A 24,617-nucleotide genomic window follows, 5' to 3' on the forward strand; every position below is an offset into this window, starting at 1 on the left:
TTACCTGAAAACAGTGAGGCGCCAATGGTAGTGATTCTTATTGACTGTGTACAACCCCACTCCCGCCCAAAGGACGAACGAGATCGTAAAAACCGTAAGCAAAAAGTGTAAAGAATGTAAATTCAGCGCGAATAGTAATGTATCTCAATTGATATAAAGTCTTGTTCTCCCTATATTCCGCGGCCTCACCTCCTTGGGGAAAGGACACTTTCATGCCGCGCACTTCGATAAAAACACCTGCCAGTTCACCACGCTTGCTGGCCTCGGCCATCGGCGTTGCCATCAGCGCCAGCTCTGCCGCCCAACTGGCGCAAGCCGCTGAAGACACCGAGCAGAAAGGCGAGCGCAACAGCATTTCCCTGGGAGCCACCAGCATCACCGGCCAGGAACAGGACAGCACGTCCTACCAGGTCGAAAAAGCCTCCTCGCAGAAGTACACCGCGCCGCTGGTAGACACCCCGCGCTCGGTCACCGTCGTGCCGCAGCAAGTCCTCAAGGACACCGCCGCCACCTCGTTGCAGGATGCCTTGCGCACCGTGCCGGGGATAACCTTCGGCGCCGGTGAAGGCGGCAACCCACAGGGCGACCGTCCATTCATTCGCGGCTTTGACGCCCAGGGCGACACGTACCTGGACGGCGTGCGCGACACCGGCGGCCAGAGCCGCGAGATCTTCGACATCGAGTCCATCGAAGTCAGCAAAGGCCCCAACTCGTCCTTCGGCGGTCGCGGTTCGGCCGGCGGCAGCCTCAATCTGGTGAGCAAGACCCCACAGGCGCGAGACTTCACCAATGGCGGTTTCACCTACGGCTCCGACCAGACCCGCCGCTACGTGCTCGACGTCAACCGTCAGTTCCTCGACAGCGCGGCGTTTCGCCTGAACCTGATGAGCCACGAACAGAACGTCGCCGGGCGTGATGCCGTCAACTACGACCGTTGGGGCGTGGCGCCGTCGCTGACCTTCGGCCTGGGCACCCCGACCCGCGTCAACCTCAGCTACTACCACATGGAAAGCAACGACCTGCCGGATTCGGGGATTCCGTATGGCTACAGCTCGCCGACCGCCACCGCCCACGTGCATGACAAACCCACCGACGGCGGCGACAGCACTAACTTCTACGGCCTGAAGAGCCGCGACTTCCGCAAGACCCGCGCCGACATCAGCACGGTCTCCATCGAACACGACCTGAACGACAACATGACGCTGAAAAACACCCTGCGTCATGGCAACACTGGGCAGGATTACATCCTTACGCAACCGGACGACAGCAAGCGCAATGTCAGCCAGTTCGGTACCGTATGGCGCCGCGCCAACGCACGCGTGTCCACCACCGAAACCACCACCAACCAGACGGATCTGTTCGGCAGCTTCCAGGCCCTGGGCTTCAAACACTCTTACTCCACGGGCCTGGAGTTCACCGGTGAAGAAACCCGCGTCAGCGGCTACAACTTCGGCAGCTCAAACAACGCGCAAGTCTGTAATCCCGGCACCACGCCCAGCTGTACGTCGTTGAGCAATCCAAACCCGAATGATCCTTGGAACAGCAGCATCGCGCGCAACTACAACGGCACCAACACCAAGGCCACCAGCCGCGCCGCCTATGTGTTCGACACCATCGAACTGGACCCGAAATGGCTGCTGAACGTCGGCCTGCGCTACGACACCTTCGACACCGTGGCCAACACCAACGCGGTGCCGACCGCTACCGTCCCGGCCCGCAGCAAGATCAAGAACGACAGCCAGTTCTTCAACTGGCAGGCCGGCCTGGTCTGGAAGCCGGTAGAAAACGGCAGCATCTACGCGTCCTACGCCACTTCGGCCTCGCCTGCCGGCGGCCTGGTGGGTGAAGGCGCCGACGGCAACCCGCTGTCTGCCGGCGCCGCAACCAGCGACCTGAAACCCGAAGAAACCGTCAACTACGAGCTGGGCACCAAGTGGGACATGTTCCATGATCGCCTGTCCCTGACCGCCGCGGTGTTCCGCACCGAGAAGAAAAACACACGCATCCTGGTGGACGCGCTGACCTATGAAAACGGCGGCGAATCCCGCGTCGACGGTCTGGAGTTGTCCGCCAGCGGCAAGCTGACCGATCAATGGCAAGTGTTCGCCGGCTACAGCTACCTGAAAAGCGAGCTGGTGGACCCGGGCTTGAACGGCCGTAACGGCGTCGTCAGCGCCGGCTCCAACAAAGGCAACCAGATGCCCAACACACCGAAGAACACCTTCAGCCTGTGGACAACCTATGACGTGACACCAAAGCTCACTATCGGTGGCGGCGCGTTCTATGTCGACGAAGTCTACGGCGACGCGGGCAACACCGTTTACGTGCCGTCCTACACCCGCTACGACGCCATGGCCAGCTACAAGCTGACCAAGAACGTTGACCTGCAGTTGAACGTGCAAAACCTCACCGACAAGACCTACTACGACAAGGCGTTCGCGGCGCACTTCGCCAACCAGGCAGCGGGTCGTACGGCGATGCTGACCACCAGTTTCCATTTCTAAACCGATACAAATCACCGAAAAAACCCCACGCATCGGATGCGTGGGGTTTTTGCGTGTAAAAAAGAATGTTTCTCGACAACTCGCGGCATAATGCGCGCCGTGAAACACCTAACCTGATGACGAGGCCGCACGACGTGTTGAAGAAAACCCTGTTCCAGTTGCATTGGTTCTTCGGCATTACCGCCGGGCTGGTGTTGGCCTTGATGGGGATCACCGGCGCGACGGTGTCATTCCAGGATGAAATCATCGAGGCGCTGAACCCGACGGTGTTGACGGTGGAAAAGCGTCCGGCCGGCGTATTGCCGCCGGCTGAACTGGTGCACCTGCTGGAAGCCCGTGAAGGCAAAGCGGTGTCGATGCTCACGGTGCAACCCGACAGCACCCACGCGGCCAAGGTCTGGTTCACCCCGCCGCCCGGTGAACGTCGCGGGCAGATGCGCTACTTCGACCCGTACACCGGCGACTACCTGGGCGATGCGGTCGGCCAGGACTTCTTCGGCTTCGTGCTGCAATTGCACCGCTTCCTCGCCATCGGCGACACCGGCCGGCAAATCACCGGTGCCTGCACGCTGATCCTGGTGTTCTTCTGCCTCTCGGGCCTGTACCTGCGCTGGCCGCGCCAAGTCGCTAGCTGGCGCGCATGGCTGACCCTGGACTGGCGCAAAAAAGGCCGCAGTTTCAACTGGGACCTGCACTCGGTGTTCGGCACCTGGTGCCTGTTGTTCTATCTTCTGGCAGCGTTGACCGGGCTGTTCTGGTCCTACGAGTGGTACAGCAATGGCCTGACCAAACTGATGTCCGACGCGCCGCAAAACGAACGCGTGCGCAAGCGTGGCCCGGCGCCGGAAGGTCCTGCGCCGGTGGCCAATTACGACGCAATCTGGAGCAGCATCTACAGCTACGCCGGCCCCGGCTTGAGCGGCTACAACATCCGCATGCCCGCGGTCGCCGGGCAGCCCGCCACCGTCTACTACTTGCTGAAAACCTCACCTCACGACCGTGCACTGAACCAGATCAACCTCGACCCGGCCAACGGCGAGGTCAAATCCCATGACACCTACGCCGGCAAAAGCTTCAAGGCACAGATCCTGACCAGCATCTATGCGCTGCACACCGGCAGCTATTTCGGCCTGCCCGGCCGCATCATCCTGACGCTCAGCGCGCTGATCATGCCGCTGTTCTTTATCACCGGCTGGCTGCTGTACCTGGACCGTCGCCGCAAGAAGCGCCAGGTGCGCGATGCGCGTAAAGGCCTGACGGACAACCACAGCAACGCACCTGCCTGGCTGATCGGCTTTGCCAGCCAGAGCGGTTTTGCCGAGCAACTGGCCTGGCAGACCGCCGGCCAATTGCAGGCCGCCGGTTTGCCGGTGAAGGTGCAATCGCTGGGCAGCGTCAGGGAGGAAGATCTGCGCCAGTCGAGCCATGCATTGTTTGTGGTCAGCACCTTCGGCGACGGCGAAGCACCGGACAGCGCCCGGGGGTTCGAACGCAGCGTGCTCGGCCAGGACCTCTCTCTCAAGGGTTTGAACTACTCGGTGCTGGCCTTGGGTGATCGCCAGTACCAACACTTCTGCGGCTTCGCCCGGCGCCTGCATTTCTGGCTGACCAACCAGGGCGGCAACCCGCTGTTTGCCCCGGTGGAAGTCGACAGCGGCGACACCGATGCATTGCTGCACTGGCAACAACAACTGGGCCAACTGACCGGCCATGCACCCGCGGCAGCATGGGCCAGCGCGACCTATGAAAACTGGACCCTGAAGCAACGCACCCTGCTCAATCCGGACAGCAGCGGCTCCGGCGTCTACTTGCTCGGGCTCACCCCGCCCGCCCCTCGGGACTGGCTGGCCGGCGACCTGGTGGAAGTGTTGCCACGCAATTGCCCATGGGCCATCGAACATTTCCTCGAGGGCATGGGGCTGGGGGGCAGCGAAGGCGTGGTGATCGACGGCCTTGCACACACCCTCGACCAAGCGCTGGCCAGTCGTCAGCTACCGGACAATCGCGCCCACCTGGTGGGCCTGCATGCCCAGGCATTGGTCAATGCACTGGTGCCGCTGGCCATGCGCGAATACTCCATCGCCTCGATTGCCAGTGACGGCGTGCTGGAACTGATCGTGCGCCAGGAACGCCACCCCGATGGCAGCCTGGGCGTGGGGTCCGGCTGGTTGACTGAACATGCACCGTTGGATTCGACCATCAGCCTGCGACTGCGGCGCAACAGTGGTTTCCACCTGCCGAACGAGCCGGTGCCGATGATTCTGCTGGGCAACGGCACCGGCCTCGCCGGGTTGCGCAGTTTGCTCAAGGCGCGGATTGCCGACGGTCAGCAGCGCAACTGGCTGCTGTTTGGCGAACGCAATATCGCCCACGACTACCACTGCCAGGACGAGCTGCAAGGCTGGCTGGCCAGCGGTGATCTGGCATTGCTGGACCTGGCGTTCTCCCGGGATCAGGCAGAGAAAATCTACGTTCAGGATCGCCTGCGTGAGTCGGCGGATGTGTTGCGTAAATGGATCGCCGAGGGCGCCGCGATTTACGTCTGCGGCAGTTTGCAGGGGATGGCCGCGGGTGTGGATCAGGTGCTACATGAGGTGCTGGGCAGTGAGGCGGTTGAGCGGTTGATCGAGCAGGGCCGCTATCGCCGGGATGTCTACTGATCTCCTCCAGACAATGAAGGTCAACTGTGGGAGCTGGCTTGCCTGCGATGGCGGTGTATCAGTTAAAAATTATTGACTGACACTCCGCTATCGCAGGCAAGCCAGCTCCCACATGTTTAATTGCATTGCAAATCAGGCGGGCTGCAGCTTCTGCTCAAACACCGACACCCCATCCAGGTCTCGCAAAATCACCGTCAGTTCCGCCGTCTGCCCATCAATCTGCACCTCGCCAAAAAACTGGAACCCGGCAAACGGCGAGCTGTTCTGCACCGTCGGCGCCTTCTCGAACACCACTTCCGGGCCAAAGGTTTTATCCAGCGGATTAGGCCCGAAACTCCCGGCATTCAGTGGCCCGGCGACAAACTCCCAGAACGGCTCGAAGTCCTGAAACGCCGCCCGATCCGGATGGTAATGATGGGCCGCGCAGTAATGCACATCCGCCGTCAACCACAGGTGATTACGCACCTGCTGCGCCCGCAGGAACGCGAGCAATTCGGCGATTTCCAGTTCCCGTCCCAGGGCCGGGCCCGGGTCGCCGTTGGCGATCGCTTCCCAACGTGGTACGCCAGGGCTGACCTCACCGTCGGGCACGCCGAGGCCAATGGGCATGTCGGCAGCGATGACTTTCCATTGCGCCTGGGAGGCTTTCAATTCGCGCTTGAGCCAGTCCAGTTGCTCACGCCCAAGAAACGGTTTTTCGCCGCCAAGGTTGTCGTCGTTAGGCCCGCGATAGCTGCGCATGTCCAACACAAACACATCCAGCAACGGACCGTAACTGAGCTTGCGATAAATCCGCCCGCCCTGGTCGGCGCTTTGCCGGCGCATGGGTGAATATTCCAGCCAGGCCTGGCGCGCGCGGCCCACCAGGGTGTTGATGTCGCGGGTCGTGTAGCGCTCATCCAGTTGCTTGCTGGGCGACCAGTTGTTGATCACTTCGTGATCGTCCCACTGCCAGATCTGCGGCACTTCGGCGTTGAAGCGGCGTACGTTTTCATCCATCAGGTTGTAGCGATAGTTACCCCGGTACTCATTCAGGGTTTCGGCGACTTTGCTTTTGGCTTCGGTGGTGATGTTGCGCCAGATGCGCCCGTCTTCGGTGGTCAGTTGCGCGGGCACCGGGCCGTCGGCGTAGATGGTGTCGCCGCTGTGGATAAAGAAGTCCGGCAGGCGCAAGCGCATGGCTTCGTAGATGCGCATGCCGCCGATGTCCGGGTTGATGCCAAAGCCCTGGCCGACGGTGTCGCCGCTCCACACAAAGCGGATATCCCGGCGCTGTTGCGGCACGCTGCGCAGGTGGCCGAACCAGGGTTCACTGGCCACGCCGGTCTGGGCGTCTTCGAAGTGCACACGGTAGAAAATCGCCTGGTCGACGGGCAATCCGGTGAGTTCGACACGGGCGGTGAAATCCGTGCGGTTGTCGGCCAGGGGCGAGACGAATTTGCGCGGGTTGCTGAATACGCTACGGGTATCCCACTCCACCACCATCCGTGCCGGGCGGTCGCTGCGGCTCCAGATCATCGCGCGGTCGCCCAACAAGTCGCCGGACTGCACGCCGTCGGTAAGTTGCGGGCGATCCTTGACCGAGGCGATCACCGCAGGCGCGAGACCCGGCAGCAACAGGCCGGCGCCGACAGCTTGCATCACGCGGCGGCGACCGAGATTGAAGTGGCTCATGCAGGTTCCCTCTCGAGCAGCAAAAGGGCAACTTAAGCATGACGGGATGAACGAGTTATGACACCGGCGCGACCGTCAACTCGGCCACTTCAGGACGCTTGATCAACGCATACACCACCGCCGTCAGCAAACTCCCCGCCACAATCGCCAGCAGATACAGCAGCGCATGGTTGATCGCATTCGGGATCAGCATCACAAACAACCCGCCATGGGGCGCCATCAGTTTGCAGCCGAAGTACATCGACAGGGCACCGGTCAGCGCGCCGCCAGCGATGCTCGCCGGAATAACCCGCAGCGGGTCCTTGGCGGCAAACGGAATTGCGCCTTCGGAGATAAAGCACATGCCGAGAATCAACGCAGCCTTGCCGGCCTCACGCTCGGTCTGGGCAAACTTGCGCCGCGCCAGCAACGTGGCGATGCCCATGCCAATGGGCGGCACCATGCCGGCGGCCATGGTCGCGGCCATGGGGGCACCGCTTTGCGCCGCCAGCAGGCCGACGGAAAACGCGTAGGCCGCCTTGTTGATCGGGCCACCCAGGTCGACGCACATCATGCCGCCCAGCAAGATGCCAAGCAGCACGGCGTTGGTGGTGCCCATGGTGCTGAGGAAATCCGTGAGGCCGGTGAGCATCTTCGCCACCGGCGGCCCTACCAGGTAAATCATCGCCAGGCCCGTGAACAGGCTCGCCAGCAACGGGATGATCAGGATCGGCTTGAGGGCTTCGAGGCTCTGGGGCAAACGGATCGCACGGCTGATGAATTTGACGCAGTAGCCGGCCAGGAAACCGGCGAAGATCCCGCCGATAAACCCCGCGCCCAAGGTGCTGGCCAGCAGGCCGCCGATCATGCCGGGAGCCAGGCCCGGACGGTCGGCAATCGAGTAGGCGATATAACCCGCCAACAGCGGCACCATCAACATGAAGGCCTGGTCGCCGACGGTTTTCAGTGCGGCAGCCAGGGTGCCTTTTTCTTCAAAGGCATGAATGCCGAACACGAACGACAGGGCGATCAGCAGACCGCCCGCCACCACCATCGGCAGCATGAACGACACGCCGGTGAGCAAGTGTTTGTAGACGCCGGTCTTCTCCGGTTTGGCGGCAGCACCGCTGGCAGCGGATTCCTGCTTGCCTTCGGCCAGCGCCTTGTTGAGGATGGCCTCGGATTGCTTGAGCGCGATCCCGGTGCCACAGCGGTAGATTTTCTTGCCGGCAAAGCGCTCGGTAGCGACTTCGATATCGGCCGCCAGCAGTACCACGTCGGCATCACGAATCGCTTCGGGACTCAGCGGCGTACGGGCGCCCACTGAACCCTGGGTTTCCACCTGCAGGTCATACCCGAGGCGCTTGGCGGTTTGCTGCAACGCTTCGGCAGCCATGAAGGTGTGGGCGACGCCGGTCGGGCACGCGGTGATCGCGACGATACGCGGCGTGCTTTTCGCCGGTGCCGCATCAGCCTCCTGCACCTGAGCCTCTTCGACCCCGCGACGCAACACCGCGTCCACATCCTGCAACGCCTGGGCCGGCGTGCTGCGGAATACGCGTTTGCCGACAAAACGCTGCATGTCCACCGGCGTGCTGCTGACCAGCAACACCCACTCGGCGGCTTCAAGGGTGGCCGCCGACAATTGGCGTTCCGGGTGTTGTACATCGACCACTTCGACGCTGGTGCTCCAGCCCTGGCGCTGCGCGGCGGCGTCCAGCAAGCGGGCGCACAGCACACTGGTGACCATGCCATTCGGGCAGGCAGTAACAATGGCTAACTTCATGACCAACCCTCTTATTGTTCTGTCAGCGGGCGCACGTGGACGCCGCTCTGCAAAGTCTCAAGCTGTGCCTCATCGGTGATGCCAAAGCCGATTTGCGTGACCGCCATCGCGGCAATGGCGGTGGCGCGGCGCAGGGTCTGCTCCGGCGTATCGCCATTGAGCAAACCGTGAAGCATCCCGGCCAACAGCGAGTCGCCGGCGCCTACGGTACTGGCCACCGTTACCTTGGGTGGCGTGGCGTGCAGCGCGGTATCCGGGCGGTACCAGCTCACACCGGCGGCACCGTCGGAGACCACCACATGCTCCACACCTTGCCGATGCAGTTGGCGGATGGCATCCGTGGCATGACCCAGGGCCTCGGCCAGCTCTTCGGTATTGGGTTTGACCAGCCATGGGCCGGCGTTCAACCCGGCGCGCAGCGCTTCGCCGCTGGTGTCCAGGGCGACTTTCAAACCGAGGTTTTTCAGTTGCTGCAACAGGCCCTGGAACCACTGAGGGGTGATGCCGCATGGCAGGCTGCCGGCCACGACGACAGCGTCGTGTCCCGGAGCAATACGCGCCAACTGCTCAAGCAGTGCCTGTTGCGCCTGCTCGCTGACCAGCGGGCCCGGTGCGTTGACGTCCGTGACTCGCCCGTCCTGCTCGGCGATCTTGATATTGCTGCGGGTTTCGCCCGGCACGCGAATAAAGGCATCGGTAAAACCGCGACGGGCAATCAGCATCTCGAACGCTTGGGGATTGTCCTCGCCAAGAAAACCGCCCACGCTCACCTGATGACCAAGGTCCGCCAGCACCTGCGCGACGTTCACGCCCTTGCCGGCAGCATGGGTGATCATCGCTTCACTGCGGTTGACCTCACCCGGTTCCAGGCGCGCCAGGCGCACCGTCAGGTCCAACGCCGGGTTCAGCGTCAGGCTTAAAATCCTTGCCATTTACACGGCCTCCACAAGCGCACGCACTTCGGCGGGAGAACCCACCGCCAGGGCTTTTTGGGCCAGGCCTTGGGCCTCGCTCAGACTGAATTCACGTACCCGTGCCTTGACCTCGGGGATGCTGCGCGCAGACACGCTCAGCTCATCCACCCCCAGGCCGACCAGCACCGGAACCGCCAACGGGTCGGCCGCCAACTCGCCGCACACCCCCACCCATTTGCCATGGGCATGGGCGGCGCGCACGGTGATGTCGATCAGTTGCAACACGGCCGGATGCAGGCCGTCAGCCTGAGCCGACAGCGTCGGGTGGCCACGGTCGATGGCCAGGGTGTACTGGGTCAGGTCGTTGGTGCCGACGCTGAAGAAGTCCACTTCCTTGGCCAGCACCGGCGCCAGCAAGGCAGCCGACGGTACTTCGATCATGATCCCCAATTGCAGGTCGGCCACCGGGATTTCCAGGCGCAGGCGCTCGGTCATGTCCCGGGCCTGGCGCCACTCGTCCACACTGCCGACCATGGGGAACATGATGCGCAGTGGACGGTTGTCCGCCGAGCGCAACAGCGCGCGCAATTGCGCTTCCATGATCTGCGGGCGTTGCAGGGTCAGGCGGATGCCACGCACGCCGAGGAAGGGGTTTTCTTCCTTGGCGATCGGCCAGTAAGGCAGCGGTTTGTCACCGCCCACATCCAGGGTGCGCACCACCAGTGGCCGACCGCCGAGGCCGTCGAGTACGCGGCGGTATTCGGCTTCCTGGGTGGCTTCGTCGGGCGCTTGTTTGTGGGCCATGAAAATCAGTTCGGTGCGTAACAGGCCGATGCCTTCGGCGCCCTGCTCCACCGCGCTGGCAACCCCGGCGCTTTCGCCGATATTGGCGAACACTTCGACGGCATGGCCGTCGCGGGTCAGCGCCGGTTCATGGCGTTGCGCGGCGGCGGCTTGCAGGCGTTGTTCGCGGGTGTCGCGTTCGACGGTGGCGCGCTGCAAGGTGGCGGCGTCGGCGTCGACATGCAGGCGACCGCGTTGGCCATCCAGCAGCAACGGCGTGCCCGAGGCCAGCAGCAACACCGCCGGGCCCGCACCCACCAGCGCGGGAATGCCCAGGGCACGGGCGACGATGGCGCTGTGGGCGGTGGCGCCGCCACGGGCGGTGAGGATGCCGGCGACGCGCACGGGGTCCAGGCGCGCGACGTCCGAGGGGCCGACTTCGTCCATCACCAGAATGTAGGGTTCGTCCGGCTCCTGGGCGGTTTCGACACCGCACAGTTGCGCCAGCACGCGGCGGCCAATGTCACGCAGGTCAGCGGCGCGCTCGGCGAGCAAGGCGTCCTGCAGCGATTCCTGCTGTTTGGCGGCGGCCTCGATCACGCTCATCCAGGCGGCTTCGGCGCTTTCGCCCTGCTTGAGGCGCGTCTCGACTTCGTCGGTCAGTTCCGGGTCGTCGAGCATCTCCTGGTGGGTGATGAAGATCTCGCGGATGGCCTTGGATTTGCTGCGCTCGATCAGGCCCTGGATGTCCCGGCGCACGTCGGTCAATGCCGCGTGCAGGCGCTGGCGCTCGATCACCGGCGACTCGCCGCGCAGCGGGTATTCGAAAGGTTGCAGCACCTGGATATGCGCCGGGCCAATCGCAATGCCGGGGGCGGCGGCGATGGCCTGGATCAGGCTGCCGGAGACTGGCGCGCTGAGCACCGGTTCGATGTCGACGACGACCTGCTGGGCGCTGACCGCTGGGAGCGGCTCGACTTCTTCGCCAAGGCCTTCTTCCACTGCGGCCAGCAGGGCGGGCAAGGCGTCACCGGCAATGGTTGGCTCGGCGACAAATTCCAGCACCTGGCCACGCCGCGCGCCGAGGCTCAGCAACTTGCTCAGGCTTTTTACCGACACCGCGCTGACATCGCCATCGACGATGCGCACACGGATTTCACCCTCAAAACTTTTTGCCAATTGCGCGAGGATCTTCGCAGGGCGCGCATGCAGGCCGTGGGCGTTGGCCAGGGCGATGCGCACGCTTGGCCAATCGGCGGGCAGTTCACCGCCGAGTACTTCCAATACGGCGCGGCTGCTGGTGGCGCGACCAAGTTCCTGGCCGCGGCCTTCGATCAGCAAGGCACACAGGCGTTCGAGCAAGGTCTGATGAGCCTCGCCGAGGCTGGCCAGGCAGAACAGGCCGCTCAATGGCTGGCCCAGGTATCGCATCGGTTTGTCCGGAGTGACAAAGGCCAGGCCGGGACGCTTCACCGTCTGCTCGCTGTGCAGCCACCACAGGCCATCGCCCAGGGGTAGCGCATCGACTTGTTGCAGCACGGCGGCAAACCCATTGCTTACGCAATCGGCTTGGCGCAGCAGGCGTGCGCCACGCCACACCAGTTCTTCGAAATCATCAGCCGACACGCCCAGACCGATCATCTGTGCGTCCAGCGCCAGCTCCTGCGGCGCACCTTGCAGCAGTTTCAGCAGCGCTTCGGCAGAACTGGCGCGGCGCAGGGCCTGGCCCAGGTCAGTCTCGCCGAGGGCTCGGGTCAGCAGTTGCAGCAGGCGCAGGTGTTCGTCGGATTTGGCGGCAATGCCGATCGCCAGGTAAACGAGCTGGCCATCGCCCCAATCCACACCTTCGGGAAATTGCAGCAGGCGCACGCCGGTGGCGAACACCTGGTCGCGGGTTTCGGGGGTGCCGTGGGGGATGGCGATGCCTTGGCCGAGAAAGGTCGAGCCTTGGGCTTCACGCGCTTGCAAGCCACTGAGGTAACCCTCGGCGACCAGGCCATCGGCCACCAGTTTTTCAGCGAGCAGTTGCAAGGCAGCAGACTTATCCACAGCCGTCTGGCCCATGGATATCTGCTCGTGGGTGAGCTCAAGCATGCCGTTCTCCTAGTTAGTGCGGCGTGCGCACTAGGTATTATTTTGAATAAATCAGTGCAAAGGCGTTCGAAAAAATTGACTGAGTGGTCAGTTGGCAGGACCACGCTCGTCGCGATAATCGTAAAAATACGCTTGCTGAAACGTTTAATCTAGAATTTATGGCAGATTACGCGTTAATTTCCCATGATTGAAGCGCCACTCGGCTGTTGAGTTGCGACAATGGTCGTCTGCAGTAATCGGTTACGATTGGACAAAGTGTCGGGGCAAGCTCTAAAAAACAAGGAAATCCCGGTTTGAAACTCAGTGATATCGCGCGCATTGCCGGTGTGTCTGTGACCACCGCCAGCTACGTCATCAATGGCAAGGCCGAACAGCAACGGATCAGCAGCGCAACCGTCGAACGGGTGCGTGCCGTGGTTGAAGAACATGGCTTTACGCCCAACCCCCAGGCCGCCGGGCTGCGCAGCCGGCATACCCGTACCCTGGGTTTTATCCTGCCAGACCTGGAAAACCCCAGTTACGCACGTATCGCCAAGCTCCTGGAGCAAGGCGCCCGGGCGCGTGGCTATCAACTGCTGATCGCCAGTTCCGATGACGACGCCAACAGTGAACGGCAATTGCTGCAACTGTTCCGCGCCCGCCGTTGCGATGCATTGTTTGTCGCCAGTTGCCTGCCGGCCAGCGATGACAGCTACCGCGAGCTGCAAACCAAGGGCCTGCCGGTGATCGCCATAGACCGGGTCATGGAGTCTACGCAGTTTTGCTCGGTGGTCAGTGATGATCGCCAGGCCTGCCAGCAACTGACCAGCAGCCTGCTGCAACCGCTGCCCAAGCAGATCGTGTTGATCGGCGCCCGGCCAGAGCTGAGCATCAGCCAGGAGCGTGCCGCCGGTTTCAAGGAAGCGCTGAATGACTTCAACGGTGAAGTGCTGATCGAACAAGGCGAGTCCTTCAGCCGCGATTGTGGCCGACAGTTGATGGAACAATTGCTGCAAAGCCTGGGGCATTTGCCTGACGCGCTGGTGACGACGTCCTACGTCCTGCTGCAAGGGGTGTTTGATGCGTTGCATGACTTCCCGCTCAAATCCCGCCCACTGCGCCTGGGGACATTTGGCGACACGCAGTTGCTGGATTTCCTGCCGCTGCCGGTGAACGCCATGGCCCAGCAGCATCAACTGATCGCCGACACCGCGCTGCGCCTGGCGCTGGCGGCCGTTGAAGAACAGCACTACGCGCCAGGGGTGCATGCCATCGGCCGCACGTTCAAGCAGCGGATTCACTCGGAGTAAGCGGTGTGGAGCTGATCGACAGCCACACCCATCTGGACTTTCCGGACTTCGACGCTGATCGCGCCGAGGTCCTGAACCGCAGTCGCCAGTTGGGCGTGCGCAGGATGGTGGTGCTGGGGGTCTATCAGCAAAATTGGCAACGCTTGTGGGACCTGGTGCAAAGCGATGCGGATTTATTCGCCGCCTTCGGCCTGCACCCGGTGTATCTCGACGACCATCGCCCCGCCGACCTGACGGAACTGGGCGATTGGCTGACCCGCCTGAACGGCCACCGGCAACTGTGCGCCGTGGGCGAAATCGGCCTGGATTATTTCCTCGACCAACTGGACCGCGAACGCCAGCAACGCCTGTTTGAAGCCCAATTGAAGCTGGCAGTGGATTTCCAGCTGCCGGCGCTGCTGCATGTGCGCCGCAGCCACGCCGCCGTGATCGCCACCCTCAAGCGCATTCGCCTGCCACGGGGCGGCATCATCCACGCGTTTGCCGGCAGCCAGGAAGAGGCCCGCGAGTACATCAAGCTCGGCTTCAAACTGGGCCTGGGGGGCGCGGCGACGTGGCCGCAAGCCCTGCGCATGCACAAGGTGATCGCACGACTGCCGCTGGAAAGCGTGGTGCTGGAAACCGACTCGCCGGACATGGCGCCCGTGATGTACCCCGGCCAGCGCAACAGCCCCGAACACCTGCCAGACATCTGTGCCGCCCTGGCGGAGCGCATGGGCATCAGCCCCTCAGCGTTGGCCGAGGCGAGCACCCGCAATGCCTGCGAGCTGTTTAACTGGTAGGGGTTTTACCTCACGCAATGTCAGCGTCATCCGCTGTCGGTGACGGGCGTAACGCAAGGTCAGGCAGTAAATCAGCACCGCCATCAGCGAGACATTGAGCTGACCGGTCACGCTGATCAGCCCGATCCACTCCGCCACCAGCGCCACCAGCAAAGCCGCGCTGGTCAGCACGATCATGCTCGGGCGCAACAGGCCAAGGTTGTCCAGGGACTTGAACTGCTTCAGCTGCTTGGGGCAACTCGGCTGCACGCCCTTATGGCAATACGAGCAATCAAAAGGCACATCCATGGCAATGGCATTGAGTTGCCAAGGCTTGAGTTCAAAAGACATATCGCAATGAGTGCAATGCCCTCTCACGCCGACGACTGCGTTGGTCATGACCGAACCTCCGCGTAAATAGGTGAATCAATTCTCACCCATTTTGGCAGTGGAAAAAGATCAACGTCAAAAATGAGACTGGCGCCACGTGACTCGCGGAATATTCCTACATCGAAGCCTCACACCCGAAAGGCGCCGATCAACTGCTTCAGCTCGATCACTTGCAAGGACAACTGCCGGCTGGCTTCTTCGGTCTGGTGCGCGCCCTGCGCCGCATGCTCACCTGCACGGTTGATCTCGACGATGTTCTGATCGATGTCGTGAGCCACGGCAGTCTGCTGCTCGACGGCGGCGGCAATCTGCTGGTTCTGGTCGACGATCATGCCTACTGCGCCGAGGATATTTTCCAGGGCCTGCTGGACTTTTTCCGACTGTCCCACCGTGCCAGTGGCCATCTCGTGGCTGCTGCCCATGGCCTTCACCGCTGCGCCGACGCCACTGTGGAGCTTGGCAATCATCTGCTCGATTTCCTCGGTGGAGTGCTGGGTGCGCCGGGCCAGAGTGCGCACCTCATCGGCCACCACGGCGAAACCGCGTCCTTGCTCACCGGCACGCGCGGCCTCAATGGCGGCATTCAGCGCCAGCAGATTGGTCTGTTCGGCGATGCTCTTGATCACTTCCAGCACACCACTGATGGATTGGCTGTCGATGGCCAACTGGTTGATCACCCGCACCGATTGATCGATCTCCAAGGCCAACGCCGCGATGCTGCCTTGCTGGGACTGCACCAGGCCGCGGCCGCTGACAGTTTCATCGTTGACGCTGTGGGCACTGCTGACCGCCGCCGCGGCACTGCGAGCCACTTCCTGGGCGGTGGATGACATCTGGTTCATGGCGGTCGCCACTTGCTCGATCTGGCTGCGCTGGCCGGATACGGCCTGGTTGCTGCTGGCCGAGACCGATTCCACTTGCCCGGCCTGGTGTTCGACCTGGTTGACGGTGTGCCCTACCCGCTCGATCAGGTCATGGATTTTGGCCACGGTGGCGTTGAACACCTGGCCCAAATCCCCCAGTTCGTCGCGGCTGTGGGCGATGAAGGTGACGGTCATGTCACCGGCCGCCACCTTGTCCATCGTCGCGCCCAGGCGGCGCAAGGTGGTGCGGGTGGAGGCGTAGAAACCGGCGTACAAATAGAAGATCAGCAAAAACACCGACGCCAGGGCCGCTACCAATCCGATCATATGCGTGCGGTTTTCTGACAGGCGTTGCTCCAGTTGCTGCTCGAGAAAGGTCAGGGTGGCTTCGTCGAGTTGATAGGTCCTGGCCATCAAATTGCTGACTTCGTCGTAGAAGCCTTGCCATGGAGCGTCGAGGGTTTCGGCCACGACGACCTGCTCTTCGAACAACTCACTGCCTTGCTTGAGGCTGGCCTTGCTCGCATCGGCCAGGCTGGCCAACGCTGCGTGGGCGGGCTTGCTGGAGCCAAGGGCGTCTTGCAGTTTCAGCCCGTATTCGGCCTGGAGTTTTTCCAGTTGCTGCAGTAATTCGTCAAAGCGGGTACTGGAGGACGAGTTGAGAAAGCCCTGGCCCAACGAATAAGCGCCCATTGCCCGGCCTTCGCCCAGGGTCTGGGTGACGTGCGGGGTGACGCTGGTGATCAGTTCGCTGAGTTGGCGCAGGTCGCCCTGAGGGTCGCGGCTCAAGCCCGACTGACTGGCGATGATCTGGCTGAGCATCTGCGCCTGGTTGAGGAGTTTGCCGATCAGCGCGCTTTTGCTGAGCAGTGAGGTTTCCTGTTGCTGGGCCTTGAAGGCGGCGATCATTTCATCGCGCTTGGCTTCGAAGGCGGCGGCTTGCTCGGGGTCGGCAGACAGGGCGTGGAAGCCTTGCAGGCGCTGCAGCAGGTTCTCTTCCAGGGCGACGATCTGGCTTTCAATATCACCGGCTTTGCCTGATTGGCCGAGGGTTGCGTTGATCTGGACCTGGTTGTTCAGGGTTTCCAGGTCGCGGCGCAGGGCCAGGCTGCTGCCCAGCAGGTCGAGGCTTTGCAGCTCGACGCGGGTGCCCTGGAATTCACGCCAGGAGTCACGCACCAGGTAATAGTTGGTGGCCAGCATCGGCAACAGGAACAGCACGCTGATTAGGCTGAACTTCATGCCGAAGGTCAGGCGGTTCATGAACGCGACGGCGGGATAGAGCAAGCTCTTCACAGGTGAACTCCCTTTTCTTTTATTTTTATTGAGGGCGCAGGGCGGCGGCAGATAGCCACTATTTGGCGCTCTGTCTGTATAGCTCAATTCGAAAAGGAGGTTTGTAACTTAAGGTTAACGGCAGGAGCGAGTTGCTCGCCCCTGCCAGTGTGGATCAGGGCAGCACAGTCCAGATGGCAAAGCCGGCGTACCACAGCACGGCGGCGCGCAGCAGCAATTCCCAGATACGGTCCAGGCTGTTGATACCCTCAGGTCCCACCACCGGCGGCGGGATTTCAGCGGCCACCAGGCCCACCTTTTCTACCAGTTGCGCCGCGCTGATGTCCCAGCTCAGCAACTCATGCAACATCACCCGGCCGACCGCCACAAAGTTGCCTACCAGGGCAAAACTCGCCGCCAACAGGCGTACCGGCAACCAGTCGAAGGCATGGCGCAATTGCCCGGCACGCTCGGCCACCAGCGGGTTCTTGCTGTGCTCGGTCGCCAGCGCCAGCAATCGGTAGGCCAAGGCAGCCACCGGCCCGAGGAGGAAGTACCAGAAAATGACCGCGAAGAAGCTTTGGTAGGCCTGCCATAACAGATGGCCCTGGACGCGCTCCAGCAGTTGCTCGCCACTGTCGGCGCTGATGCTCACGTCGCGCTCGGCCACATGTTCGGCCGCTTGCAGGTCACTCCGGCGCCAGGCATCGCGGAACGGGCCCAACCCGGCCAGTAGATCGCCACGGCCCAGGCTGTAGATCACCACCAGCAAATGCACCGGCAGCGCCAACAAACCATAAGCCACCGGCTCCAGCACCAACAGCAACAGCGCGAGCAGTGCCACCGGCAGCAGCACCAGCAGCGCGAGAATCAGCCATGGCCGCTTGCCCAGGCTGGCGCTTGACTCCAGCTTGGCCAACTCCCGCAGCCAACCACCATCACGTTGTATACGCTGGCGCAGGGCCGAGAATTTCTCGATCCATACCGCCAACACCAACACCAGAAAACTCATTGTGCGTGTCCTCCATCCTGCAAGGCGCTGCGAAAGCGCGCCCAATCAAAAGCGGGTCCGGGATCGGTCTTGCGTCCCGGGGCGATATCGCTATGGCCACAAATGCGCTGGCGGGTAATGCCCGTGTACACCGCCAGCAACTGGCGCGTCAGGGCGATCAGGGATTGATACTGGGCGTCGGTGAACGGCAGGTCATCGGTACCTTCCAGTTCAATTCCCAGGGAAAAGTCGTTACAGGTCTCACGGCCCTCGAAGCTCGATACGCCGGCGTGCCAGGCACGGTCCAGACACGAAACAAATTGCGTCACCGCGCCATCACGCTCAATCAGAAAATGCGCAGAAACCCGTAGGTCGGCAATACCTTCAAAGTAGGGATGTTCCGTGACATCCAGACGATTCTGGAAAAACTCATGCACCTTGCCGGTGGCGAATTGCGCCGGAGGCAGGCTGATGTTGTGCACCACCAACAGGGAAATCTCGCCACCGGGGCGCTCGTTGAAGTTGGGCGAGGGGCAATGACGAATGCCCTGGCACCAACCGCTGGCGGGGTCCAACTGCATACAGGTTCCTTGAACGAGGCTGAGGTGACTCAGTATGCCGCGTTCCGCTGTCTGGTTGCGATCACTTGGCGCAATGAAGTTGGCGCAGATTGCCAATCACCGAGGCCAGGGCACGGTCGAACAGCAGCGCATCATCCAGGGTTCGCACCGCACCGCGCTTGAACTCCAATGCCAGTTCAACCGGACTTTTTTCCAGGACCTTGAGGCCCGTTCGATTGACGAAAATACAGGTATTGCCCGGCGCAATAATCGCCGTCAGCTTGCAGCGCAGGGTATTTTCAGCGTCTTCCTGAAATTCGACCCAGCAACCGACTCGCAGTTGGCGAACCTTGAGCAGGTCGGGGTCATCTTCCGGCAGGCTCACCTCAAGGGCCGGTGCAGCAGGGCTGAGGACGAATGCCTCGCGCACCTCAACCTGCGACAGCGAAGACTTTCCATCGACATTGCCCCGGAAAGACAGGACATGCAGCGTCTGCAACTGCGTAAAAAATTCCCGGGTGATGAAAGGATCAAACGCGGCGCCGCTTAGCCCGTCGCGCAGGGCCTTGAGCAATTCAGGCAGCTGTTCCAGCAAGTGCCGCCCCGCTTCGGTGTCTTCGCTGAGGCCGACACTCCAGATCAACTCATCCATGGTGCGCAACCCGCCCGCCCATTGCGGCGAACGCTCGCCATGCTTCAGGCAGGCCAGCAACAACACCTGGCTCCAGGCCTGCTGCAGGAACTGCACCACCACCTCGGGCAGCACTTTACCCATCAGCCGCAGATTAAGGGCCTCGGCCACCCGCTGACGGGCGATTTCGGTACGGGCGCGCCCCTCCTCCGCATCACGGGTACGTTGCTCCAGCAATTCGCTGCGGCGCCGCTCGTCATGGGTAAACGCAGTGAACTCCGTCAGGAGCTGGGAAAAGATCGCCGGATCATCCACAAAATCGTTCAATAACCGCTGCACCACCTGCTCGATGTGCAGGTACAGGCTGTCGCGCTGATAATCGTCGCGCTGGCTCCAGCCCATGGCCGCCGCCGCGATTTCATTGAGCAGGCGCCGCGCCGGGTGGTTGGCGTGACTGAAAAAGCTCTTGTCGAGCACCGCCACTTTCAACATCGGAATCTGCAGGCGGGCGATCAGGGCCTTGAGGGACTCGGGCACCGTGCTGTCATCGAGAATGAACTCGAAGAGCATGGCGATCAGGTTGATCACGTCCTCGTCGGCGTCCTCAACCACCCGCGACTTGCCGCTCTTTACGCTGACCCGGGTCAGCAATTGTTCGAGCTGGTTGCGCAGGTCGAAGTCATCCTCGACCTCGGGCGCAGGCACGTATTGCTGCAAATGCGAGAGCAGGCGCAGCAGGTCACGGGTGGAGATTGGCTGGGTCTCGGCGCTGGCCTCAAGGGTGGGGGCCACGCTGCCGCGCACCGCAGTCAGCAATTCCTGCAACGCCGCGAAGACTTCCTGCCCGCTATCGTCTGCGGGATGGCCGGTAGTCGGTGGGGTGTCCTCAGGCAACTCGGTGGTGGCGACCGCTCGCCGCGAGGGTACCGCCTTGAGCTCAGGCAATACGCCGGTGGCGATCAGCAACTGGTTGGCTTCGCCGTACAACAAGTCGGCATCACTGAGGACGTATTTCTCAAACAACTTGAGGATGATCAGCTTGACCCGAATCTCCACGCCAAGGCTGCGTCCCGCTTGCAGAAAGAACGCGCACAGCATCGCCGGGCCCAGAGGGTTATCCCGATCATCCATGTGCTTGTCGAGCAACGCGTTCAAACGCGCCGTCAACTGCCCAAGGGCCAGGCCATCGCGGCGCAGCACCTTGCCCAGCATGGCCTCGAGGGCAACGGCTTTTTCCAGCGCGTCGCCGGATACGCCGGGCACCGCCGCGTAGGACACCACCGGAATCAGTTGCAGATCACCGCGCTCCACGTTGCCAAGATTGGCAAACGCCTCGTAGAGCTGCTCCATGAAGCCGCGCTCGAAATTCTTGCGCTTGAGGCGCAAGTCGCGCATGGCCTCAAAGAAAATACCGTGGTCGACGTTGCTGCGGGACTTGTCGGCCATTTCGAACAGGGTGTCGTCGGCGTTATCAAACAGCTCCTGCAATCCCTGCCTGAGTTGCTGCGCCGCCTTGTCACGGACCTGGAGCAATACCACCGGCAGGCGGGCGAGCGGTGACGGCGTCGCCCGTGCCTTATTGATCGGCACCACCTTCCCGTCATTGTGCATCCTGGCCTCCTGAAACGGCGGTATTCGAGTGTGTGAAGATCGGTGCGGCAACGGGGCAAAGTACCCCGGAGCACTGCGAAAAACAGACTATCACGACGACGTCAAAGCTATGACGCCAATTGCAAGGCGCGAGATTATCTTGCAAATGAGGGTTGTTGCGCCAGCAAACTCTGTGATCACTGGGTAAATGAGCAGCGCCAGTGGCACCTGTCGCCTTGGGTTCAGGCCCGCCCTGCCCCTATAATCCAGGCACTTTGTTTGTGGAGCCTGTCATGCCCAATCTTCGTCTAGCCGACCTGACCGCCGAAATCGAAGCCAACGTGCGTCGCGCACTGTTGGAAGACATCGGCAGTGGGGATATCACCGCACAACTGATCCCGGCCGAACGCCTGGCCAAGGCCACGATCATCACTCGCGATGCCGCCGTCATCAGCGGCACGGCCTGGGTAGAAGCGGTGTTTCGCCAGCTGGACCCACGCGTCGCCGTGCATTGGCAGGTGCGCGACGGTGAGCGCGTCAGCCCGAACCAGGTGCTGTTTCACCTCGAAGGCCCGGCCCGTTCGCTGCTCAGTGGCGAGCGTTGCGCGCTGAATTTCCTGCAGTTGCTGTCAGGGGTTGCCACCCGTGCCCAATACCTGGCGGATTTTGTCGCCACCACCCAGGTCAAGCTGCTGGATACCCGCAAGACCCTGCCCGGCCTGCGCCTGGCGCAGAAGTACGCCGTGACCTGCGGCGGTTGCCACAATCACCGCATCGGCCTGTATGACGCGTTCCTGATCAAGGAAAACCATATCGCGGCCTGCGGTGGCATTGCCCAGGCCATCAGCGCCGCCCACAAGATCGCCCCGGGCAAGCCGGTGGAAATCGAAGTGGAAAGCCTGGAGGAACTGCGCGAAGCACTGGCGGCGGGCGCCGACATCATCATGTTGGATGAGCTGAGCCTGGATGACATGCGCGAAGCAGTGCGCCTGAACGGCGACAAAGCCAAGTTGGAAGCCAGTGGCGGGATCAACGAAAGCACTCTGCTGCCCATCGCTGAAACTGGCGTGGACTACATCTCCATCGGGGCGATGACCAAGGATGTGAAGGCGGTGGATTTGTCGATGCGGCTTAGCCTCTGAGACACCCTTAAATCTAAGCGCTAGCTGTTGTGGCGAGGGAGCTTGCTCCCGCTGGAGTGCGCAGCGCTCCCAAGGTTTTTGGGGTCGCTTCGCAACCCAGCGGGAGCAAGCTCCCTCGCCACATTAAGCTCGTGTCAGATCGCGAGGTTGTTCATCCCGCAATACTCGTTCCAGTCGACACCCAGCACCTCGGCCGCTTCCTTGTGCAACGCCAGGCGCGCCGCCTCGAACGCTTCGGGGGTGGAGGTGTACTTCAGGGTGAGCTCCCATGGCTGCAAGCCCTGGGCTTCGGCCTCATCCTCAAATGCCCATTGGATCTGGTCCCTTTGATCATCGGCGCTCAGGTCCTTGATCTCATCCAGCAGTTCCGGCGACTCCGCGACGTACTTTTTGAGGGCTGCTTCGTGCCGCGCTTCCTGGGTCATTTCTTGTGTGGTCATGTCGTTCTCTTAGATCGAGGAATGGGGATGCATCTGGGTCATCAAGGTCGCGCAGATACAAAAGAACAGGCATGAATACCGGTTCGTCTGGCCTTCAGAACCATTCTGGGATCATCTGAAAACTGTGTTGCCTTTGTGCCCGAGACAGGAATCGAACCTGCGACCTTCGCGTTACGAGTGCGCTGCTCTACCGGCTGAGCTACACGGGCGGTGGGCTAAAGCTAGCACTGCCTTGGACGTCCGGCAACTCACTGCTTTTCGAGGGCAATCACTCCTTGCACCCAAAAGCGTGGCTGCAGGTGATCGTTGCTCTGCCCCATGTAGTGCTTGCTGCGCTCGGTGAGGTGAGGCACGTCACGGATCGCGACGAATACCAGCACGCCCACGGCCACGACACTCGCTGCCATCCACACGCGGTGCAACACCAGTACCGGGGCGACCGATGGAATGCGCCACACATGCAACGCCATCAGCCAACCGACCACCAGCGCCAGCCAGAGCTGTGACACCGGCATCACGATCACCCCATCCACCTGTGCCTGGGTCAGAGCACCGATCAACGAGGCAAACAGGCACAGGCGCAGCAGGTCCACGGGCGCCAATGACAACGCACGCTCACGCAACACACCCAAGGTTGCCCAACCCGCCCACGCAACCAGCGCAATCACGCACAGTGTCGACGGGACGCCCCATTCGCTGGCCCACTGCAGAATCGCCTGGTGAGGGTGAGCCGCAATGTCGTTGGCGATGTCGGCAAAATGCATCGGCCCGAACCCCAGCCAAGGACGCTCAAGAATCATGTGCCAGGCCTGCCACCAGATAGGTCCACGCCCGGACAAACTGGTAGTCAGGCGGTCCGCGGCGGCGTTGGAAATTTCAATCCCCAAGTACTTTGCCAGCACGCTGAACACCAGCCAGTACAGTAACAACCCGCAGGCCAGTGCCGCCAACTGCCAGACCACCCAGCGGCGACCCTGCAGCCCCAAAAACATCAAGACGGAACCCGCAACGCCCATACCAAGCCACGTGCCGCGGGTACCACCACTGATCGCGATCAGCCACCAGACACAGAGCAGCGCAAACACCGCGCCCCGCACTGGGCGAGCGACGTTTGAAACCAGCAAGGGAAGTGCCAGCAGTGGCAGGGTGAAGGTCTGGAACTGGCCGTAGAAGCGCTTGTTGGAAAATCCGGACAACAGCAAATCGGGGTCTACGACCGATTCGCCGCTGGTAAAGGCGAGGACACCTGCGTGCAGATATTGAATACTTTTAATCATGCACAACAGCAATACGAACAGGATCAAGACACGGTCCAGGGATTCATCCCCGTTGCGCCTGGCCCGGCTGAAAGCCACGGCAATGGCGCCGCAACTGATGAGCAGCGCCAGTTCGGTCAGCGCCCAGATTGGCTGATGGGCCAGCAGCGCCGAAACCAGGCCCGCCACCCCGATCAGCCACACCCCGAGCACTGTCGGCCTATCAACGCATCGCTCTGTCTGCGGCAAGCAGAGCCCATACACTACCGCACAGAGCGCCACCGATATCTGTACCGCACGTTGCCAGTCATGACTACTGAACGGTGCGCAGATAGCCAGCGTCAACAGACACATCACCACAAGAAGGAAGGTGTTCCCCCGCTGCTGAACAGACAACGTCATCGGCAATTTCTACTTCCTTGTGGTGGGTGTAGAGCGGTTTACGCACACGCTCTCCATTGCTGCGTAAACAGTAGACGACCTTCGGATCAGGCGCCGCCGGAAGTGCAACCTTTGGCAGCGTATTGGTCTTCTGCCGTGGTGGTGCACTTCCAGCCGGTCGTGGCACCACGGGTCAAGGTGATGATTTTGCCCAGGACCGGCGCGGGTGCGTCGAGGATTTCACAGGCAATCGTGCCAGCACCGGTGGCGATGTCGCCGATCACGTCAATCTTGCAGTTGGCCGTTGGGCTGGTCCCGCCAATCAACGCCAGGGTCGGTGGCGTACCTTGGTTCAGTGTGTCTTCAAAGCCCGCCTTCAACGCGGAGACCTCGGCCAACCCAGCGGTGAACTTGGCCTTGGCCTGGTGCTTGGTGTACATGGGCAGGCCGATGGTGGCCAAAATGCCGATGATTGCCACGACGATCAATAATTCGATCAAGGTAAAACCTTTCTGACGCATCACATTCACTCTCCAGAATAAAACCTATCGCGAGGCGCATCCTGCCCCCCGTCTCGGCAACCGCGCCAGTGTACTCACCCCCGCGCAGCCAATGCTGAACAAGACGCACAAACTGACATTTTTTCGCTCAAGG

Annotated in this window: 17 protein-coding genes and 1 tRNA gene; 5 read left to right on the forward strand and 13 right to left on the reverse strand. The window is 61.8% G+C overall.

Annotated features, from left to right (window positions below; genetic code table 11):
- The first annotated feature begins 212 nt into the window (after positions 1-212).
- Positions 213-2,504, forward strand: a complete 2,292-nt coding sequence (locus LIY45_RS12730; RefSeq protein WP_226476521.1) for a TonB-dependent siderophore receptor — start codon at positions 213-215, stop codon at positions 2,502-2,504.
- 134 nt (positions 2,505-2,638) lie between these two features.
- Positions 2,639-5,164, forward strand: coding sequence for a sulfite reductase flavoprotein subunit alpha (locus tag LIY45_RS12735; protein ID WP_226476544.1), 2,526 nt, complete (start codon positions 2,639-2,641; stop codon positions 5,162-5,164).
- A 132-nt stretch (positions 5,165-5,296) separates the two neighbouring features.
- Here the strand turns inward: LIY45_RS12735 and LIY45_RS12740 are convergent, their stop codons facing one another.
- From LIY45_RS12740 to ptsP, 4 genes are read right to left on the reverse strand one after another with little or no spacing between them, the layout of a single operon-like run.
- Entirely contained in the window at positions 5,297-6,838 is a 1,542-nt protein-coding gene (locus LIY45_RS12740; protein WP_226476522.1) for an alkaline phosphatase D family protein, read from the reverse strand.
- A 55-nt stretch (positions 6,839-6,893) separates the two neighbouring features.
- Complete coding sequence (locus tag LIY45_RS12745; protein WP_226476523.1) at positions 6,894-8,603, reverse strand: PTS fructose-like transporter subunit IIB; 1,710 nt, start codon at positions 8,601-8,603, stop codon at positions 6,894-6,896.
- Between the two features lie 11 nt (positions 8,604-8,614).
- The gene (gene pfkB / locus LIY45_RS12750; RefSeq protein WP_226476524.1) at positions 8,615-9,535 is read right to left on the reverse strand and encodes a 1-phosphofructokinase; all 921 of its coding nucleotides are present in this window, start codon (positions 9,533-9,535) and stop codon (positions 8,615-8,617) included.
- Positions 9,536-12,394, reverse strand: coding sequence for a phosphoenolpyruvate--protein phosphotransferase (ptsP, locus tag LIY45_RS12755; RefSeq protein ID WP_226476525.1), 2,859 nt, complete (start codon positions 12,392-12,394; stop codon positions 9,536-9,538).
- A gap of 293 nt (positions 12,395-12,687) precedes the next feature.
- On the opposite strand from ptsP, the gene cra reads away from it, so the two are divergent.
- The gene (gene cra / locus LIY45_RS12760; protein ID WP_226476526.1) at positions 12,688-13,683 is read left to right on the forward strand and encodes a catabolite repressor/activator; all 996 of its coding nucleotides are present in this window, start codon (positions 12,688-12,690) and stop codon (positions 13,681-13,683) included.
- 5 nt (positions 13,684-13,688) lie between these two features.
- On the forward strand, positions 13,689-14,465 hold the full coding sequence (locus LIY45_RS12765) for a TatD family hydrolase (protein WP_226476527.1): 777 nt from the start codon (positions 13,689-13,691) through the stop codon (positions 14,463-14,465).
- Here the strand turns inward: LIY45_RS12765 and LIY45_RS12770 are convergent.
- The 5 genes from LIY45_RS12770 to LIY45_RS12790 form a co-directional block, all read right to left on the reverse strand.
- Positions 14,412-14,843, reverse strand: coding sequence for a hypothetical protein (locus LIY45_RS12770; protein ID WP_226476528.1), 432 nt, complete (start codon positions 14,841-14,843; stop codon positions 14,412-14,414). The two genes, LIY45_RS12765 and LIY45_RS12770, sit on opposite strands and share 54 nt — an antisense overlap.
- A 119-nt stretch (positions 14,844-14,962) precedes the next feature.
- A complete protein-coding gene (locus LIY45_RS12775; protein WP_226476529.1) occupies positions 14,963-16,993 on the reverse strand; it encodes a methyl-accepting chemotaxis protein in 2,031 nt (676 codons plus the stop codon).
- Between the two features lie 154 nt (positions 16,994-17,147).
- Positions 17,148-17,984 carry a regulatory signaling modulator protein AmpE gene (gene ampE, locus LIY45_RS12780; protein WP_226476530.1) on the reverse strand — a complete coding sequence of 279 codons (837 nt, stop codon included), beginning with the start codon at positions 17,982-17,984 and terminating at the stop codon, positions 17,148-17,150.
- Positions 17,981-18,544, reverse strand: a complete 564-nt coding sequence (gene ampD, locus LIY45_RS12785; RefSeq protein WP_017477781.1) for a 1,6-anhydro-N-acetylmuramyl-L-alanine amidase AmpD — start codon at positions 18,542-18,544, stop codon at positions 17,981-17,983. The genes ampE and ampD overlap by 4 nt, the downstream gene beginning before the upstream one ends.
- A 61-nt stretch (positions 18,545-18,605) precedes the next feature.
- Positions 18,606-20,765, reverse strand: coding sequence for a DUF1631 domain-containing protein (locus LIY45_RS12790; protein WP_226476531.1), 2,160 nt, complete (start codon positions 20,763-20,765; stop codon positions 18,606-18,608).
- A gap of 272 nt (positions 20,766-21,037) precedes the next feature.
- Between LIY45_RS12790 and nadC the strand changes: the two genes are divergently transcribed.
- Positions 21,038-21,886 carry a carboxylating nicotinate-nucleotide diphosphorylase gene (gene nadC / locus LIY45_RS12795; RefSeq protein ID WP_226476532.1) on the forward strand — a complete coding sequence of 283 codons (849 nt, stop codon included), beginning with the start codon at positions 21,038-21,040 and terminating at the stop codon, positions 21,884-21,886.
- A 134-nt stretch (positions 21,887-22,020) separates the two neighbouring features.
- On the opposite strand, the gene LIY45_RS12800 is transcribed toward nadC, so the two are convergent.
- The 4 genes from LIY45_RS12800 to LIY45_RS12815 form a co-directional block, all read right to left on the reverse strand.
- Positions 22,021-22,326, reverse strand: coding sequence for a DUF6388 family protein (locus LIY45_RS12800; protein ID WP_008437299.1), 306 nt, complete (start codon positions 22,324-22,326; stop codon positions 22,021-22,023).
- A 136-nt stretch (positions 22,327-22,462) separates the two neighbouring features.
- A tRNA-Thr gene (locus LIY45_RS12805) sits at positions 22,463-22,535 on the reverse strand.
- 39 nt (positions 22,536-22,574) lie between these two features.
- A complete protein-coding gene (locus tag LIY45_RS12810) occupies positions 22,575-23,984 on the reverse strand; it encodes an O-antigen ligase family protein (RefSeq protein WP_226476533.1) in 1,410 nt (469 codons plus the stop codon).
- 86 nt (positions 23,985-24,070) lie between these two features.
- Entirely contained in the window at positions 24,071-24,484 is a 414-nt protein-coding gene (locus tag LIY45_RS12815; RefSeq protein WP_260525314.1) for a pilin, read from the reverse strand.
- Positions 24,485-24,617: the final 133 nt, after the last annotated feature.

The sequence above is a fragment of the Pseudomonas sp. MWU16-30323 genome, from assembly GCF_020515595.1.
Classification (GTDB): Bacteria; Pseudomonadota; Gammaproteobacteria; order Pseudomonadales; family Pseudomonadaceae; genus Aquipseudomonas; species Aquipseudomonas yamanorum.